The sequence below is a fragment of the Arthrobacter sp. 10N410 genome (genome assembly GCF_056394945.1).
On sequence record NZ_JBFTIP010000009.1, the window covers coordinates 1 to 16,823 of the forward strand.

General features: G+C 69.4%; 15 protein-coding genes. 12 read left to right on the plus strand and 3 right to left on the minus strand.

The genetic code is table 11. From position 1 onward, the window contains the following. From AC1DB8_RS15360 to AC1DB8_RS15380, 5 genes are all read left to right on the plus strand, one after another. Window positions 1-237: hypothetical protein (locus AC1DB8_RS15360; protein WP_476893498.1), on the plus strand; the 237-nt coding region annotated here is incomplete at its 5' end. Window positions 238-387: 150 nt separating this feature from the next. Then, window positions 388-2,652: an NAD-dependent DNA ligase LigA gene (gene ligA, locus AC1DB8_RS15365; protein ID WP_476893505.1), complete on the plus strand. Its 2,265-nt coding sequence runs from the start codon at window positions 388-390 to the stop codon at window positions 2,650-2,652. Continuing rightward, window positions 2,649-3,479: an inositol monophosphatase family protein gene (locus AC1DB8_RS15370; RefSeq protein WP_441419499.1), complete on the plus strand. Its 831-nt coding sequence runs from the start codon at window positions 2,649-2,651 to the stop codon at window positions 3,477-3,479. Before ligA ends, AC1DB8_RS15370 begins: the two co-directional genes overlap by 4 nt. 102 nt (window positions 3,480-3,581) lie before the next feature. Next, complete coding sequence (locus AC1DB8_RS15375; protein WP_441419500.1) at window positions 3,582-4,085, plus strand: GNAT family N-acetyltransferase; 504 nt, start codon at window positions 3,582-3,584, stop codon at window positions 4,083-4,085. A 99-nt stretch (window positions 4,086-4,184) separates the two neighbouring features. Then, window positions 4,185-4,706 carry a hypothetical protein gene (locus AC1DB8_RS15380; protein WP_441419501.1) on the plus strand — a complete coding sequence of 174 codons (522 nt, stop codon included), beginning with the start codon at window positions 4,185-4,187 and terminating at the stop codon, window positions 4,704-4,706. A 20-nt stretch (window positions 4,707-4,726) separates the two neighbouring features. On the opposite strand, the gene AC1DB8_RS15385 is transcribed toward AC1DB8_RS15380, so the two are convergent. After that, complete coding sequence (locus AC1DB8_RS15385; protein WP_441419502.1) at window positions 4,727-5,398, minus strand: response regulator; 672 nt, start codon at window positions 5,396-5,398, stop codon at window positions 4,727-4,729. After that, window positions 5,391-7,133, minus strand: a complete 1,743-nt coding sequence (locus tag AC1DB8_RS15390; RefSeq protein WP_441419503.1) for a sensor histidine kinase — start codon at window positions 7,131-7,133, stop codon at window positions 5,391-5,393. Before AC1DB8_RS15390 ends, AC1DB8_RS15385 begins: the two co-directional genes overlap by 8 nt. Window positions 7,134-7,312: 179 nt before the next feature. Here AC1DB8_RS15390 and AC1DB8_RS15395 point away from each other — a divergent pair, with 179 nt between their 5' ends. The 4 genes from AC1DB8_RS15395 (at window position 7,313) to gatB (ending at window position 12,296) form a co-directional block, all read left to right on the plus strand. Continuing rightward, window positions 7,313-8,779: a CitMHS family transporter gene (locus tag AC1DB8_RS15395; protein WP_476893506.1), complete on the plus strand. Its 1,467-nt coding sequence runs from the start codon at window positions 7,313-7,315 to the stop codon at window positions 8,777-8,779. Between the two features lie 139 nt (window positions 8,780-8,918). After that, a complete protein-coding gene (gene gatC, locus AC1DB8_RS15400; RefSeq protein ID WP_175323093.1) occupies window positions 8,919-9,215 on the plus strand; it encodes an Asp-tRNA(Asn)/Glu-tRNA(Gln) amidotransferase subunit GatC in 297 nt (98 codons plus the stop codon). A gap of 4 nt (window positions 9,216-9,219) precedes the next feature. Beyond that, the gene (gatA, locus tag AC1DB8_RS15405; RefSeq protein WP_476893507.1) at window positions 9,220-10,791 is read left to right on the plus strand and encodes an Asp-tRNA(Asn)/Glu-tRNA(Gln) amidotransferase subunit GatA; all 1,572 of its coding nucleotides are present in this window, start codon (window positions 9,220-9,222) and stop codon (window positions 10,789-10,791) included. Further along, entirely contained in the window at window positions 10,791-12,296 is a 1,506-nt protein-coding gene (gene gatB / locus AC1DB8_RS15410; protein WP_441419506.1) for an Asp-tRNA(Asn)/Glu-tRNA(Gln) amidotransferase subunit GatB, read from the plus strand. The genes gatA and gatB overlap by 1 nt, the downstream gene beginning before the upstream one ends. 3 nt (window positions 12,297-12,299) lie before the next feature. On the opposite strand, the gene AC1DB8_RS15415 is transcribed toward gatB, so the two are convergent. After that, complete coding sequence (locus tag AC1DB8_RS15415; RefSeq protein WP_441419507.1) at window positions 12,300-13,208, minus strand: LysR family transcriptional regulator; 909 nt, start codon at window positions 13,206-13,208, stop codon at window positions 12,300-12,302. 145 nt (window positions 13,209-13,353) lie between these two features. On the opposite strand from AC1DB8_RS15415, the gene tdh reads away from it, so the two are divergent. The 3 genes from tdh to AC1DB8_RS15430 are packed head-to-tail and all read left to right on the plus strand — an operon-like array spanning window position 13,354 to window position 16,819. Beyond that, a complete protein-coding gene (gene tdh / locus AC1DB8_RS15420) occupies window positions 13,354-14,400 on the plus strand; it encodes an L-threonine 3-dehydrogenase (RefSeq protein WP_476893508.1) in 1,047 nt (348 codons plus the stop codon). A 56-nt stretch (window positions 14,401-14,456) separates the two neighbouring features. Then, entirely contained in the window at window positions 14,457-15,662 is a 1,206-nt protein-coding gene (locus tag AC1DB8_RS15425) for a glycine C-acetyltransferase (RefSeq protein WP_476893509.1), read from the plus strand. A gap of 41 nt (window positions 15,663-15,703) precedes the next feature. Beyond that, complete coding sequence (locus tag AC1DB8_RS15430) at window positions 15,704-16,819, plus strand: NAD(P)/FAD-dependent oxidoreductase (protein ID WP_441419510.1); 1,116 nt, start codon at window positions 15,704-15,706, stop codon at window positions 16,817-16,819. The last annotated feature ends 4 nt before the right edge of the window (window positions 16,820-16,823 follow it).

Sequence of the window (16,823 nt, forward strand, 5' to 3'; positions counted from 1 at the left end):
CTCAAGACTCTTGGGACGAAGCTGCAGGCCGGTTCTCAGGAGATCGACAACCAGAGGTCGATGCTGACCAAGGTCCTGGCCGGTACCCAGTGGCTGGGCCCGGACGCGGAGAAGTTCCGCAACGAGTGGAACGGCGAGCACGTTGCCGCGCTCACCCGGGTGTCCCAGGCGCTGCAGCAGGCCAGCCAGCAGGCCAACCGCAACGCCACCGAGCAGGAAAGCGCCTCCTCGCGCTAGCCGGAATCCTCTCCAGATCAGCCCGGACGCAACCGCGTCCGGGCTGATCGTTTAAAGCGGCCCGCCCAAAGCCGCCGGGCACCGGCAGGCTGCGCCGCCCGGACCCGCTCCTGACCGGACAATGTCCGGGATCTAGGGCAGGATAGGTCTGTGAGCACAGGGAAGACAGCAGCAGATACCGAAACCCTCAGCCCGGCCGGGGAACTGGTCCCCTCGGAGGCCATCCGCGCCGAGTATGAAGAACTGGTCGAGGAGGTCCGCAAGCACCGCTTTGCGTACTACCAGGAGGACGCCCCGATCATCTCCGACGCCGAGTTCGACGAGCTCTTCCGGCGGCTGGAGACCATCGAGGCCATGCACCCCGAACTGGTCGCCAACGATTCGCCCACCCAGGAGGTGGGCGGCGAAGTCTCCGCCGCCTTCGCCGCCGTCGAACACCTGACCCGGATGTACAGCCTCGAGGACGTGTTCTCGCTCGAAGAGCTGGAGGCCTGGATCGCCAAGGCCGAGGCCGGCGTCGCCAAGCTCGGTAACGGCGGCAACCCGCCGTCGTGGCTCACCGAACTCAAGATCGACGGCCTGGCCGTGAACCTGCTCTACCGCGACGGCGTGCTCGTCCGCGCGGCCACCCGCGGCGACGGCTTCACCGGGGAAGACATCACCCACAACGTCCTGACCATCAAGGAAATCCCGCAGCAGCTCAAGGGCGGGAACTTCCCGGCCGAGATGGAGATCCGCGGCGAGGTCTTCATCCCGTCCAAGGCGTTCGCGGAATTCAACGAGGCGCTGATCGAGGCCGGCAAGGCGCCGCTGGCCAACCCGCGCAACGCCGCCGCCGGCTCGCTGCGGCAGAAGGACCCGGCGGAGACCGCCAAGCGGCCGCTCAAGATGTACGTGCACGGCATCGGCGCCCGCGAGGGCCTCGAAACCGTCAGCCAGTCGGACACCTACCGCCAACTCGCCGACTGGGGGCTGCCCACCAGCCCGTACTTCGAGGTGCTGCCCGGCCTGACGGAAGTGCTGGACTTCATCCGGCGCTACGGAGACAAACGGCACAGCCTCAGCCATGAGATCGACGGCATCGTGGTCAAGGTGGACGACTTCGCCACCCAGCGCGCCCTCGGCTACACCTCCCGGGTCCCTCGCTGGGCCGTAGCCTACAAGTACCCGCCGGAAGAGGTCAACACCAAGCTGCTCGATATCGCCGTCAACGTGGGCCGCACCGGCCGCGTCACCCCCTACGGCGTGATGGTGCCGGTCAAGGTGGCCGGCTCCACGGTGGAAATGGCCACCCTGCACAACCAGGAGGTCGTCAAGGCCAAGGGCGTCAAGATCGGCGACATCGTGGTGCTGCGCAAGGCCGGGGACGTCATCCCGGAAATCGTCGGGCCCGTGCTGGCCCTCCGCGACGCCCAGGACCCGCCGGTGCGCGACTTCGTCATGCCCACCGAATGCCCCGCCTGCGGCACACCGCTCGCACCGGCCAAGGAAGGCGACGTCGACATCCGCTGCCCCAATGCCCGGTCCTGCCCGGCGCAGCTGCGCGAACGCGTCTTCCACCTGGCCGGCCGCGGCGCCTTCGACATCGAGGCCCTCGGTTGGGAAGCGGCGATCGCCCTGACCCAGCCGGCCGAGCCCGACGTCGCACCGCTCACCACGGAGGCGAACCTGTTCCGGCTCACGCCCGAGGACCTTGCCGGGGTCCGGATCCGCCGCGAAAAGCGCTCCAAGGGCGTGGCGACCGGCGAGTTCGAGCTGGTGCCGTACTTCTACACCAAGGGCACGGCCAAGGTCCCGTCCAAGCCGACCGCCACCACCGAGAAGCTCTTCAACGAACTCGAAAAGGCCAAGACCCAGCCGCTCTGGCGCGTCCTGGTGGCGCTGTCCATCCGCCACGTGGGACCGCGGGCGTCGCGTGCACTGGCCACCGCCTTCGGAACCATGGATGCCATCCGCCAGGCCTCCGAGGAGGAACTGGCCAACGTCGACGGCGTGGGGCCGGTGATCGCCGTCGCGCTCAAGGAATGGTTCGCCGAAGACTGGCACCGTGAAATCGTGGACACCTGGGCCGCCGACGGAGTCCGGATGGAGGACGAGCGCGACGAGTCGACCCCGCGCACCCTGGAGGGCCTGACCGTTGTGGTCACCGGCAGCCTGGAGGGCTTCAGCCGGGACGAGGCCAAGGAAGCGATTTTGGTCCGCGGCGGCAAGGCTGCCGGATCGGTCTCCAAGAACACCAGCTACGTGGTGGCCGGTGAGAACGCGGGCACCAAGCTGGACAAGGCGGAACAGCTGGGCCTGCCGGTCCTGGATGAGGACGGCTTCCGCGCGCTGCTCGCTAACGGCCCGGCCGGGCTCGGCGACGACGCCGGCGCCGGGAGTGACGGCGAAGACCACCAGGAGGCGGGCGAGTGAGCTCCGGCCCGGAAGAATTTCCCGCGCCGGCCGCGTTCCTGGAACTGGCGCTGGAGGCGGCTGCCGCGGGCGCCGCGGTGCTGGCCGGCCGGAGTGCCGCCGCGCTGGGCGTGAGCAACAAGGGTGATTCGGGGGACTGGGTGACCTCCTTCGACCTCGCGTCCGAGGCCGCCGTCCGCGAGGTCATCACCCGGGCCCGGCCGGAGGACGCGATCACCGGCGAGGAGGGCGGCACCGTGCTGCCCGCGAACTCCAGCGGTTTCCGCTGGTCGATCGACCCGCTCGACGGCACCACCAACTTCATCCGCAACATCGTCTACTACGGAACCTCGGTGGCAGTGGCCGGCCCGGACGGCGCCTGGCTGGCCGGCGTCGTCCACGCGCCCGCGCTGGGGCGCGTCTACTATGCCTCCCGCGGCCACGGCGCCTGGCTCGAGGAGAGCGGGCAGCGCTCGCAGCTCTACGGACCGGTGCCGGGCCGGACCGGCCAGATCCTGGCGACGGGCTTCAGCTACGACAGGGGCGTCCGGGCCGAACAGGCTTCCGCGCTGGGCGGCCTTATGGACGGCTTCGCGGACGTCCGCCGGCTGGGATCCGCGGCGCTGGATCTCTGCCTGGTGGCGGACGGCACGCACGATGCCTACGGCGAACGCGGACTCAACGAACACGACTTCGCCGCCGGCGCCCTGATCGCCGAGGAGGCCGGCTGCTGGGTGCGCCGTCCCCGGCTGACCAGCGTGCTCGACGGCGGGCCCTCCGACGACGAGCGGCTCGCGGCATGGACCTGCGCGGGGCCCCTCGAGCTCTCCGGCAAGTTCCCGCTCTGACGGCACGTCCGGGCTGGCGCAGCCGGCCCGGCGCCTGATAGTTCAGTCACGGAAACCGCCCGTTGGTCCCTGGCCCGGCGCGGGCGCCCGTACCATAGACAGGTGCATTCGCAGATCCTCATTCGCCCCGCCGTCCCGGCCGATTACGACGCCGTCGCCCGCATCACCCGGGACGCCTACCTGGCCGCGGGCCACTTTGAGGACGCGGACCACCCGTACATGCAGGAAATCCAGCGGGTTGCCCAGCGGCACGGGAACGCGACCATCTGGGTGGCGGAGCGCGCCGGCCGGATTGTCGGTTCGGTGACCCTCGCCGTCGCGGGGGAGCCCTACGCAGACATCGCCCGGACGGACGAGCTGGAGTTCCGGATGCTCGTGGTGGACCCCGCGGTGCAGCGCAGCGGCGCCGGCAAAGCCATGGTGCAGGCCATCATCGAGCACGCCAGGTCCCTGCCGGGCATCACCGGCGTCGCCCTCACCACCGGCCTGACCTGGGAAAGCGCCCACGGCCTGTACCGGAAGACCGGCTTCCAGCGTGTCCCCGAGCGCGACTGGTTCGTCCCGGGCACGGACATCAAACTGCTCGTCTACCGCCTCGACCTCTAGAACCAGCCCCTAGCTTCGGACCGCTCAGGGTAGGGTTGCAGCCAGCACACCACCCCAAACCCACGCTGGAAAAACAGCACGAGTACGGCTGGAGGATCCATGGCACCGCACATCCCCGACACCATCGACGAGAAGTTGCTCGGCCTCTATCTGTCCGACCACCTGACCGGCGCCACCGCCGGACTGGGCCGGATCGAACGGATGGTCAAGGACTTCACGGATACCCCGGTCCACACCGAGCTCGCCACCGTGGCCGCGGAGATCCGCCGCGAGCGCGAGCTGCTCCGCAGCCTGCTCCGCGAGCTGAGCGTCCGCACCCGCCCGCACCGCCAGGCTGCGGCATGGCTCGCGGAACATGCGGGCCGGCTCAAGCTCAACGGCCGGCTGCTGAGCCGTTCGCCCATGACCCTGGTGCTGGAATCCGAACTGATGCGCGCCGCCGTCCTGGCCAAGATCGGCGGCTGGCAGACGCTGGAGGAACTGGCGCCGGAACTGGGTCTCGATCCGTCCAGATTTGCCGATCTCACCGCCGAGGGGCAGGCGCAGATCGAAGCCCTGGGCCGCGTGCACGAACACGCCCGCCGCAACGCCTTCCGCAGGGGACGCAGCATCACCGGCTGAGCGGCCGGTCGAGGGAGTTCCTAGCGGCCGGGGAGCGCGGGCACCCCGTAGCGGTGCTCCGGGCGGCCCGTCGTGCCGTAGCGCAGCTGGATGTCGACGGCTCCGTCGTCCGCCAGCGAGGAGAGGTAACGCTGCGCGGTGGCCCGGGAGACGCCCACGCGGGCGGCCACTTCCGCCGCCGAATACTGTTCCCCGGGTTCCAGCGATTCCAGCACCGCCGCCTCCGTGGCGGACCGCGGCCGCGCGGAGGCCGTGACGTCGCCCGGGATGAGGGCGCGCTTGGCCCGTTCCACCGTCTCCTGCGTGAGGTTCCCCGGCTGGGCCAGGATGCGGCGGTAGCGCGCGTAGGAGCGCAATTGCTGGGAGAGCGACTCGGCCGTGAACGGCTTGAGCAGGTAGCCCAGGGCACCGCGCCGGAAGGCGACCCGGATTGACGCCGCATCCGAGGCGGCGCTGAGGATCATGGTGTCCACATCCAGCTGGTGCAGCAGGTCCAGCCCGGAGGCGTCCGGCAGGTACACGTCCAGCAGCACCAGGTCCGGGCGGAGGCTGTGGATGGACTGCAGGGCCTGCGACGCCGACCCGGCGGGCGCCAGCGCCAGGAAGCCCGCCACGGAATCCACATAGGCCGCGTGGAGCTTGGCGACGTGGAAGTCGTCGTCCACAATCAGCACCCGGAAATCTTCAGACATCGTTGTCTCCTTCGGTCGAGTCGGCGATGGTCCCGGGGAGGGTCGCCATGAACACGGCTCCCGGCCCGCCGGGCGCACCCCGCTCCAGCACCGTCACGTCACCGCCGCGGCGCCGGGCCAGCTGCCGGGCCAGGGCCAGCCCCAGGCCCTGCCCGGCACCGGCCCGGGCGGGTTGCCCCGAGGTGGTGAAACCCTCGGCAAAAACGTCTTCCGCACCGCCGTCGGCACCGCCGCCGCCGGCAGCCGTGAAACCGTCGCCGCCGCCGGGCAGGCCGTCGCCGGAGTCGCCCACGATGATGTGCAGGGTGCCGGCGGCCCCGCCGTCGCCGGGTGCGTCCAGCACCTCGACTTCCACCCAGCGGTCGGCCGCGGCGCCGGCGACCGCGGCGTTCACGGCGTTGTCGATCAGGTTGCCCAGCACGGTGGTGACCTCCTGCGGCTCGATGACGTGGCCGCGGACCAGGGTTTCGGGGCCGAGCCGCAGGCTGACGCCGCGCTCGTCGGCTTCCACACCCTTGGCGCCCAGGAACGCCTGCAGGTAGGGGTCCTGCAGCAGCTCGGCCTGTTCCACCGGGAACTTCAACGGCCCGGTGGCCGCCAGCCGGGCCAGGTAGTCGCGCGCTTGCTGGTGCTGCCCGATGCTCATGAAGCCGGCGATCGTGTGCAGCTGGTTGGCGAACTCGTGGCGTTGGGCGCGCAGGGCGGTGGACATGGTCCCAACGGCATCGAGCTGGCGGGTGAGCTGCTGGAGCTCGGTCCGGTCCCGGAGCATGACCACCCAGCCCAGGTCCTCCCGGCCGTGCAGGGCCTTGCGGGCGCTCGCCACCAGCACGCGGCCGCCGGCCAGGAACTCCACGGCGTCGCCCTCGGCGGCGTCCGGCCTGGTCAGGGCCTTGAGCGGTACGGGCACCGGCGCCGCCGCCCAGCTGGTTCCGGCCAGGTCCGGCTGGGCCAGCATCCGCCGGGCCGCGGCGTTGAAGACGCTGATCCGGCCGTCGGCGGACACGCCGATCACGCCGTCGTCCACGCCCTGCAGGACCGCCACCTGGTCGTGGACCAGGGTGCTGATTTCCTCCGGTTCCAGCCCCAGGGTCAGCCGGCGGAGCCGGTGCCGCAGCAGGAACGAGACGAGGACGCCGGCCAGCAGCGCGCCGGCCGCCGTCAGTGCGATCGGGACGATGTCGCGGGCGAGGCTCTGGCCGATGGTCTCGGTGGAGTAGCCCACGCTGACCTCGCCCACCACGGCGGACGAGCCCGGCGCGAAGACCGGGACCTTGGCGCCGGCCGAGGGGCCCAGGGTGCCGGTGTTCCGGGTGGTGACCTCCTTGCCGGAGAGCGCCTCGGAGGGATCGGTACTGACCCGTTGGCCCAGCCGGTCGGCGTCGGGATGCGCCAGCCGCAGTCCGGTCTCGTCGGTGACGACGACGAACAGTGCGCCGGTGCGCGCCCGGGCGCCCTCCGCGGCGGCCATCAGCGGGCCGGCAAGCAGCTCCGCGGGCGGGGGAGTGCCGGGCCGTGCGCTGATCTGCTGCACCTCGGCCCGGACCGCCGGGTCCGACGCCACCGTGCGGGCCAGGGTCAGTGCCTGGTTCTCCGCCTCGCGGCCCAGCCGCTCGTACGTCAGCCAGGCGTGCACGGCGCTGCTGAGCAGCACCACGAGGGCCACAACCCCGAGCTGGAGCAGCAGGGTCTGGGTCGTGAACCGCAAGGGAGTGCGGCCTTTGAGGGCTCCCACGGCGGCCCTCCTTCGATGATCCGGTGACTTCAACAGCTGTGAGCAAAATGCGCAAAATGCGTCCAACAAGCAGTATGCCAATCAATTGAGGCAAAGGCACTCCCGTGACGCACGCCACCCTAACGTCTGTAGTGCGCATCACAGCGGAGTGGTGCGGAACACAGAAGAAGGAGCCGGCCGTGCTGGTATTACTTGGATTCGCCATGATTGCGGTCTTCATGGTGCTGATCATGACGAAGAAGCTGACGCCGGTACTGGCGCTCATCATCGTCCCCACCGTTTTTGGACTGTTCGCCGGCGCCGGCCTGGGCATCGGCCCCATGGTGCTCGACTCGATGAAGTCGATGACGTCCACGGCCGCGCTGCTGATGTTCGCCATCATCTACTTCGGCCTGATGATCGACGTCGGGCTCTTTGACCCGCTGGTCCGGTTCATCCTGCGCAAGCTCGGCAACGACCCGGCCAAGGTGGTCCTGGGCACCGCGATCCTCGCCGCGGCGGTCTCGCTCGACGGCGACGGCTCCACCACCTTCATCCTCACCACCGCCGCCATGCTCCCGGTCTACCTGCGGCTGAAGATGAGCCCCGTGGTCCTCACCTGCGTGGCCGGCCTGGCCAACGGCACCATGAACATCCTGCCCTGGGGCGGACCGACCGCCCGCGCCGCCTCCGCGCTGAAGATCAGCGTCTCCGACGTCTTCGTCCCGATGATCCCCTCGCTGGTCGCCGGCCTCGTCATCGTGTTTGTCTTCGCCTGGCTGCTGGGCCTGCAGGAACGCAACCGGCTGCGTACCGTGGCCCCGGAGATCTGGGCCGAGGACGGTCAGTTCGACGGCGGAGCCGGCGCCGGTGCAGCCGGCGGCACCGGCCGCTTCGGCTCCGGACGCAAGGTCACCGGCCCCGCCGGGGGAGCCCCCGCCGCCGGCGGCGGGTCCGCCGTCGCCGTGCTGGAGCGCACCGAAGACCTCGTCGACGAGCGCGACTCCGCCATGGCGGACACCGCGCTGGATCCCAACCGCAAGACCCTGCGTCCCCAGCTCTTCTGGTTCAACCTGGGTCTGACGGTCGCCGTGATGGTGACACTCGTCGCCAACATCATTCCGCTGCCGTTCGTCTTCATGGTGGGCGCCGCCGTCGCCCTGCTGGTCAACTTCCCCAAGGTCAAGGACCAGAGCGCCCAGCTGATCGCGCACGCACCCTCGATCGTCGCCGTCGTCAGCATGGTCATGGCCGCCGCGGTCCTCACCGGTGTCCTCAACGGCACCGGCATGGTCAAAGCCATGTCCGAATGGCTCGTGGCGATCATCCCGGCCGACATGGGCCCGTTCATGGCCGTCATCACCGGCGTCCTGAGCATCCCGATGACGTTCTTCATGAGCAACGACGCCTTCTACTTCGGCGTCCTGCCGGTCTTGAGCGAAACGGCCGCCCACTACGGCGTCGGCGCCGCGGACATGGCCCGCGCCTCGATCACCGGCCAGCCCTTCCACCTGCAGAGCCCGCTGGTGCCGGCCATCCTGCTCCTGGTCTCCCTGGCCAAGGTGGACCTGGGCGACCACCACAAGAAGGTCCTCTGGCGCACCGCCGTGATCTCCCTGGTCATGCTGGGAGTAGGGGTGCTCACCGGAGCCATCGGCGTCGGCTGACAAACCGCACGAGATGACAGTTCGCGGCAGTGTTTGCACAAAACATTGCCGTGAACTGTCATCTCGGCGTCCGACGGTAACAGCAGTTCAACCCACGTAGACTGGGACGGAAAATAATCCGAACTTGCAGGGGAGATCCATGGCTGCGATCAACCGCGACGACGTCGCGCATCTCGCGCGTCTCGCGCACATCGAGATGAGTGCTGAAGAGCTGGACAGGATGGCCGGCGAACTCGCCGTCATCGTCGATTCGGTTAAGTCCGTCAGTGAAGCCGCCGGTGATGACGTCCCGGCCACATCCCACCCGATCCCGCTGACCAACGTGTTCCGCGAGGACGTTGTGGGCCACACCTTCACGGCCGAGCAGGCACTTTCCGGAGCCCCCGACGCGTATGAGGGCCGCTTCAAGGTCCCGGCAATCCTGGATGAGGACTAAGACCATGACTGAAACCACCCCCGAGCTGTTCCGCCTCTCCGCGGCCGCGCTCGCCGAGAAGCTCGCTGCGCGCGAGGTCACCGCCGTCGAGGTCACCCAGGCGCACCTGGACCGGATCGCCGCCGTCGACGGCCAGGTCCACGCCTTCCTGCACGTCAACGCCGAGGAAGCCCTCGCCGTCGCCGCCGAGGTGGACGCGATCCGCGCCGCCGGCGGCGCCGCTGCCGAAGAGCTGCACGTGCTCGCCGGCGTCCCGATCGCGGTCAAGGACCTGATCGTCACCATCGGCCAGCCCACCACCGCCGGCTCCAAGATCCTCGAAGGCTGGCACAGCCCCTACGACGCAACCGTGGTGGAGCGCCTTCGCGCCGCCAGGATGCCGATCCTGGGCAAGACCAACCTGGACGAGTTCGCCATGGGCTCCTCCACCGAGCACTCCGCGTTCGGCCCCACCCACAACCCCTGGGACCTGGAGCGCATCCCGGGCGGCTCCGGCGGCGGTTCCGCTGCCGCCGTCGCGGCCTTCGAAGCCCCGCTCGCGCTCGGCACGGACACCGGCGGGTCCATCCGCCAGCCCGGCGCCGTCACCGGCACCGTCGGCGTGAAGCCCACCTACGGCGGCGTCTCCCGCTACGGCGCCATCGCGATGGCCTCCTCGCTGGACCAGATCGGCCCGGTCTCCCGCACCGTGCTGGACTCGGCCCTGCTGCACCAGGTGATCGGCGGCCACGACCCGCGCGACTCCACCTCACTGCCGGACCCGCTCGAGGACCTCGTGGCCGCGGCCCGGACCGGCAACGTCGAGGGCATGAAGATCGGCATCATCAAGGAACTCCACGGCGAGGGTTACCAGGCCGGCGTCGAAAACCGCTTCAACGAGGCGCTGGAGCTGCTCAAGGGCGCCGGCGCCGAGATCGTCGAGGTCTCCTGCCCCAACTTCAAGTACGCGCTGGGCGCCTACTACCTGATCATGCCCTCCGAGGCCTCCTCCAACCTGGCCAAGTTCGACGGCGTCCGGTTCGGCCTGCGGGCGCTGCCCGCAGAGGGCCCGCTGACGATCGAACGCGTCATGGGAGCCACCCGCGCTGCCGGCTTCGGCGACGAGGTCAAGCGCCGCATCATCCTGGGCACCTACGCCCTCAGCGCCGGCTACTACGACGCCTACTACGGCTCGGCCCAGAAGGTGCGCACCCTGATCCAGCGCGACTTCGACGCCGCGTTTGCCCAGGCCGACGTGCTGATCTCCCCGACGGCGCCGACCACGGCCTTCAAGCTCGGCGAGAAGCTCAACGACCCGCTCGCGATGTACCTCAACGACGTCGCCACGATCCCGGCCAACATGGCCGGCGTCCCAGGGCTTTCCCTGCCCGGCGGCCTCGCCGACGAGGACGGACTGCCGGTGGGCGTCCAGCTGCTCGCCCCGGCGCGCCAGGATGCCCGGCTCTACCGTGTCGGCGCCGTGCTCGAGTCGCTGCTTGAGGCGCAGTGGGGCGGCCCGCTGCTGGACAAGGCCCCTTCCCTGACGGGCTCCGCCCTTTCTGACGCTGCCGCTTCGAGCCACGGAGGTTCACACTAATGACTGACGCAACCCTCAGCTTCGAAGAGGCGATGGAGAAGTACGACCCCGTCCTGGGCTTCGAGGTCCACGTCGAGCTCAACACCAAGACCAAGATGTTCTCCTCCGCCCCGAACGTCTTCGGCGACGAACCGAACACCAACGTCAACGAGGTGGACCTTGGCATGCCCGGCGTGCTGCCCGTGGTGAACAAGACCGCGATCGAATCCTCGATCAAGATCGGCCTGGCGCTGAACTGCAAGATCGCCGAGACCTGCCGCTTCGCCCGGAAAAACTACTTCTACCCGGACACCCCGAAGAACTTCCAGACCTCCCAGTACGACGAGCCGATCGCGTACGACGGCTACCTGGACATCGAACTCTCCGACGGCACCGTGTTCCGGGTCGAGATCGAACGCGCCCACATGGAGGAGGACGCCGGCAAGCTCACCCACATGGGCGGCGCCGCCGGCCGCATCCAGGGCGCGGACTACTCGCTCGTGGACTACAACCGCTCCGGCGTGCCGCTGGTCGAGATCGTCACCAAGCCGATCGAGGGCGCCGGCAGCCGCGCGCCCGAGCTGGCCAAGGCCTACGTCGCCGCGGTCCGGGAAATCGTCAAGAACCTCGGCGTCTCGGACGCCAAGATGGAACGCGGCAACGTCCGCTGCGACGCGAACGTCTCACTCCGCCCGCACGGCCGCGAACGCTTCGGCATCCGTTCCGAGACCAAGAACGTCAACTCCCTGCGCGCCGTCGAACACGCCGTCCGGTACGAGATCCAGCGGCACGCCGCCGTGCTGGAGTCCGGCCAGCCGGTCATCCAGGAGACCCGGCACTGGCACGAGGACACCCGCTCCACCACCTCGGGCCGGCCCAAGTCCGACGCCGACGACTACCGCTACTTCCCGGAACCGGACCTGGTGCCGATCGTCGCGTCGCGCGAGTGGGTCGAGGAGCTCCGGGCCACGCTGCCGGAGCCGCCGGCCGCCCGCCGCAAGCGCCTGCAGGCCGACTGGGGCTACTCCGACCTGGAGTTCCGCGACGTCGTCAACGCCGGCGTGATGGACGAGATCGAGGAAACCATCGCCGCCGGCGCCACCGCCACCGTGGCCCGCAAGTGGTGGATGGGCGAGATCGTCGGACGCGCCAAGAACGCCGACGTCGACCCCGGCCAGCTCGGCGTCGCCCCGGCCACCATCGTGGAACTGAACCAGATGGTCGAGGACGGCAAGATCAACAACAAGATGGCCTCCGAGGTCCTGGACGGCGTCCTCGCCGGCGAGGGCACCCCGGCGGAAATCGTCGAGAAGCGCGGCCTCGCCGTGGTCTCCGACGACGGCCCGCTGCTCGAAGCCATCGACGCGGTCCTCGCCGCGCAGCCCGGAGTCGCGGACAAGATCCGCGCCGGCAAGCTCCAGGCGATCGGCGCGATCGTCGGCGGCGTCATGAAAGCCACCCGCGGGCAGGCCGACGCCGGCCGCGTCAAGGAGCTGATCCTGCAGCGCCTCGGCGTCGAAGGCTAGGCCCTAGCCGCCCACTAGATCGGTCATGATGGTCTGCAGCGCTTCGCAGACCATCATGACCGATTTGCGTTTAAGGTTCTCCGGCCGGGCCAGGATGTCGATCCGGCGCCGGGTGCTGATCCCCTCCAGCGGCCTGAGCACGATCTCCGGGTTGAGCACAGGGCGCGCGGTGTGCCGGGGCAGCAGCCCGATCACGCTCCCGGTCGCCACCAGCGCCGCCACCGTGGAGTAGTCATTGATCCGGTGCACGATGTTCAGCTCGCGGCTGGATACGGCCGCGACGGCGGAGAGCACGTCGGCGGGGGAGTAGCCGGTGTGGCTCGTCACCCAGGGTTCGCCAACGACGTCGTCGGCCGTCACCGCCCGCTGCCCGGCGAGCCGGTGCCCGGCCGGCAGCGCCACGTCCAGCGGCTCGTGCGCGAGCGGGATCACCGCCACCCGCTCCTGGGGCCACCGCGGGCTGTGGTCCATCCGGTGCGCGAGGACCAGGTCATACCGGGCGGTCAGCGCCGGGAAGTCCTGCTGGGCCACGTCCTCGTCGGAGAGCTGGATCCTCGGCTGCCCGGGTCCGGCCAGCAGCCGGGCCAGCGGCGCGAACAAGGCCTGGCCGGCGCTGTGGAACCCGCTCAGGGACACCGGCGCCACCGGCGAGCCGTGGTACGCGCCGATCGCCGTCCTGGCGTCCGCCATCGCGCTCACGACGGCGGCCCCGGCGTCTGCGAGCACCTGGCCGGCCTCGGTGAGGACCAGGTTCCGGCCCTCCTTCCGGGTCAGCGGCACGTCCACCGACTTCTGCAGGGCGGCCAACTGCTGGGACACCGCCGAGGGCGTGACCAGAAGCGTTTCCGCGACGGCCTTGACGCTGCCCAGGGCGCCGAGTTCGCGGAGCATTTCGAGCTGGTGAATTTCCATGGCCACCATCCTAGAGCTAAGCCAGCGCTAAATCGTCGATTGAGAAAAATCCGGTTGTGCTAATGCTTTCCGCCGGGTCTAATGAGGTGAGTTGTCCCACACCACCGCTCCCGTCCCGGAGCGGCCAGCACAGTTAGGCAGGCCCATGAAGGCTCTCTACAAGTCCGGCGCCCACGCGGGATTCGAACTGGTCGACCGCCCGGAGCCGGAGACCGGGGCCGGGGACGTCAAGATCCGCGTCATGACCACCGGAATCTGCGGCACCGACCTGCACATCCAGTCGTGGGACGCCTGGGCGCAGGGCATCATCAACGCGCCGCTGATCGCCGGCCACGAGTTCTACGGTGAAGTCGTGGAGATCGGCGAGGACGTCATGGACGTCAAGGTCGGCGACCGGGTTTCCGGCGAGGGCCACATCGTCTGCGGCATCTGCCGCAACTGCCGCGCCGGCCGCAAGCAGATGTGCATCAACACCGTCAGCGTCGGCGTCCAGCGCGACGGAGCGTTCGCAGAGTACGTCGTCATCCCGGAAACCAACGTCTGGGTCCACCACGATCCGTCCGTGACCCCGGAGCTCGGCGCCATCTTCGACCCGTTCGGCAACGCCGTGCACACCGCGCTCAGCTTCCCGCTGGTGGGCGAGGACGTGCTCATCACCGGCGCCGGACCCATCGGCCTGATGGCGATCGCCGTCGCCCGCCACGCCGGGGCACGCAAGATCGCCATCACCGACGTCTCCGCCCCGCGCCTGGAACTGGCCCGCCGGCTCGGCGTCGACCTCGCGATCGACGTCTCCCGGATGCGGGTCAAGGACGGCCAGCGCGAACTGGGCATGCGGGAAGGCTTCGACATCGGCATGGAAATGTCCGGGCACCCCACGGCGCTGCCTGAGATGATCGACAACATGAACCACGGCGGCCGGATCGCGATGCTGGGGCTGCCCAGCCAGTCCATCGACATCGACTGGGGCAAAGTGGTCACGCACATGCTGACCATGAAAGGCATCTACGGCCGAGAGATGTTCGAGACCTGGTATGCCATGAGCGCCATGCTGTCCTCCAACCCGGTGCTGCACGCGAACATTTCCGCCGTGGTCACCGATACGCTGCCCGCCTCGGACTGGGAGAAGGGCTTCGAGATCGCCCGCGCCGGCGTCGGCGGCAAAGTCGTCCTCGACTGGACCGTCTTCTAGCCCCCGCCCGTTTCCGGTACCGTACAAAAATTCACCCCTGCACAGGAGCGCACCCCATGTATTCAGCCATCAAGGACCAGCTGCAGCACGAACTCGACGAGATCCGCGGTGCCGGCCTGTTCAAGACCGAACGGCACATCGATTCCCCGCAGGCCAGCCACATCAAGGCGGGCCAGCTCGGCCAGGGCAGCTCGGAGGTGCTGAACTTCTGCGCCAACAACTACCTCGGCCTCGCGGACCACCCCGAGATCATCGCAGCCGCCAAGGAGGCCATGGACGAACGCGGCTTCGGCATGGCCAGCGTGCGCTTCATCTGCGGCACCCAGGACCTGCACCTGGCCCTCGAGGCACGGGTGTCGAAGTTCCTCGGCACCGAGGACACCATCCTGTTCTCGAGCTGCTTCGACGCCAACGGCGGCGTCTTCGAGTCGCTCTTCGGCCCGGAAGACGCCGTCATCTCCGACGCGCTGAACCACGCCTCGATCATCGACGGGATCCGGCTGTGCAAGGCCCAGCGCTTCCGCTACGCCAACCAGGACATGGCGGACCTCGAGTCCCGGCTGATCGAGGCCACCACTCAGGAGAACCCGGCCCGCCGCAAGATCATCGTCACCGACGGCGTCTTCTCGATGGACGGCTTCCTCGCCCCGCTCGAGGCGATCTGCGACCTCGCCGAAAAGTATGACGCCATGGTCATGGTGGACGACTCGCACGCCGTCGGCTTCATGGGCGCCACCGGCGCCGGCACCCCGGAGCACGCCGGGGTCTCGGACCGGGTGGACATCTACACCGGCACCTTCGGCAAGGCCCTTGGCGGAGCCTCCGGCGGCTACGTCTCTGGCCGGCGCGAAGTCATCGCCATGCTCCGCCAGAAGGCACGCCCCTACCTGTTCTCCAACTCGCTGGCACCGGCCATCGTCGCCGCCACGCTGAAGGCCCTGGACCTGGTGGAGAACTCCGGCGAACTGCGCAGCAAGCTCTTCGCCAACGCGGAACTCTTCCGCCGCCGGATGGGCGAGGAAGGCTTCGAGCTGCTCGACGGCGAACACGCGATCGTCCCGGTCATGTTCGGCGACGCAGTGATGGCGGCGAAGGTCGCGGACGCAATGCTCGCCAACGGCGTCTTCGTCACCGCCTTCAGCTACCCGGTCGTGCCGAAGGGCGCCGCCCGCATCAGGGTCCAGCTCTCCGCCGCGCACAGCGCGGACGACGTCGAGAGCTGCGTCCAGGCGTTCGTCCGCAGCCGCGAGACGGTGGCCTGAAAGTACTGACGCGACCTCCCGCCGGGTGCAAGGATGGAGGCATGTCAGCTAAATACGATGTCGTGATCGTGGGCGGCGGCATTGCCGGCCTGTCCCTGGCCTCCGCCCTCGCCGGCAAATGCAGCGTGGCCCTGGTCGAAGCCGAGCAATCGCTGGGCTACCACACCTCCGCGCGCTCGGCCCGGCAGCTGATCCCCAGCTACGGGCCGCCCGTGGTCCAAGAGCTCACCATGCGCACGCTGGAGCTCATCGGCACCAAGGAGGGTACCCGGCCCGAACCCGTGCTCTCACCGCGCCGCTTCATGCTGATCGGTGACGAGGACGCCGTCCGGCAGCAGGCAAGCGGCTTTATGCACCGGATCAGCCACGCCGAGGCCCTGGAAATCTGCCCCGCGCTCAAACCGGACTCCTTCGCGGCCGCCGGCCTGGACTCCGGTTCGTTTGCCTGCAACGCGTCCCTGCTGCTGGAGGACCACCGCGAGCGGGCCGTCGAGGGCGGCGTGGACATCATCACCGGCGCACGGGTCCACTCGGCGCAGCGCCTCGGTTCCGGCTGGGAGCTCGGCGCCGGGCAGGAAGGTTTCGAAGCCGCGGTCGTGGTCAACGCCGCCGGCGCCTGGGCGGACGAATTCGCGGTGCTCAGCGGCGTCGAGAAGCTCGGACTCCAGCCCTACCGCCGCACCGCGGCGATTGTCGACGTCGAGCACCCCCTCCCGCAGGGCTGCCCGATGGTGGCGTCGGCCGGCAGTTTCTACTTCCGCCCGGACGGACGGCGGCAGGTGCTGATCTCGCCGTCGGAAACTGTGCCCAGCGGCCCCGAGGACGCCCAGCCGTATCCGGGCGACATCGAGGCGCTGATCGAGCGGCTCAACACGGTGACCACGATGGGGATCGGTAGCGTCAGCCGGGCGTGGACCGGGCTGCGGACCGAGGCCTCCGACGGTATCCCCGTGGTGGGATTCGACGCCGAGGCCACCGGCTTCTTCTGGCTCGCCGGGCAGGGCGGCTACGGCTTCCAGACCTCCTCCGGCATCGCGGAGCTGGCCGCGGAGCTGATCCTCGCCGGCCAGGGTTCGGCACAGCCGCTCCCGGCCGACAGTCCGGCATCCCGGACAGCCGCGGCACTGGCAGCGACCCGGATGTCTATCCGGGGCTGAAGAA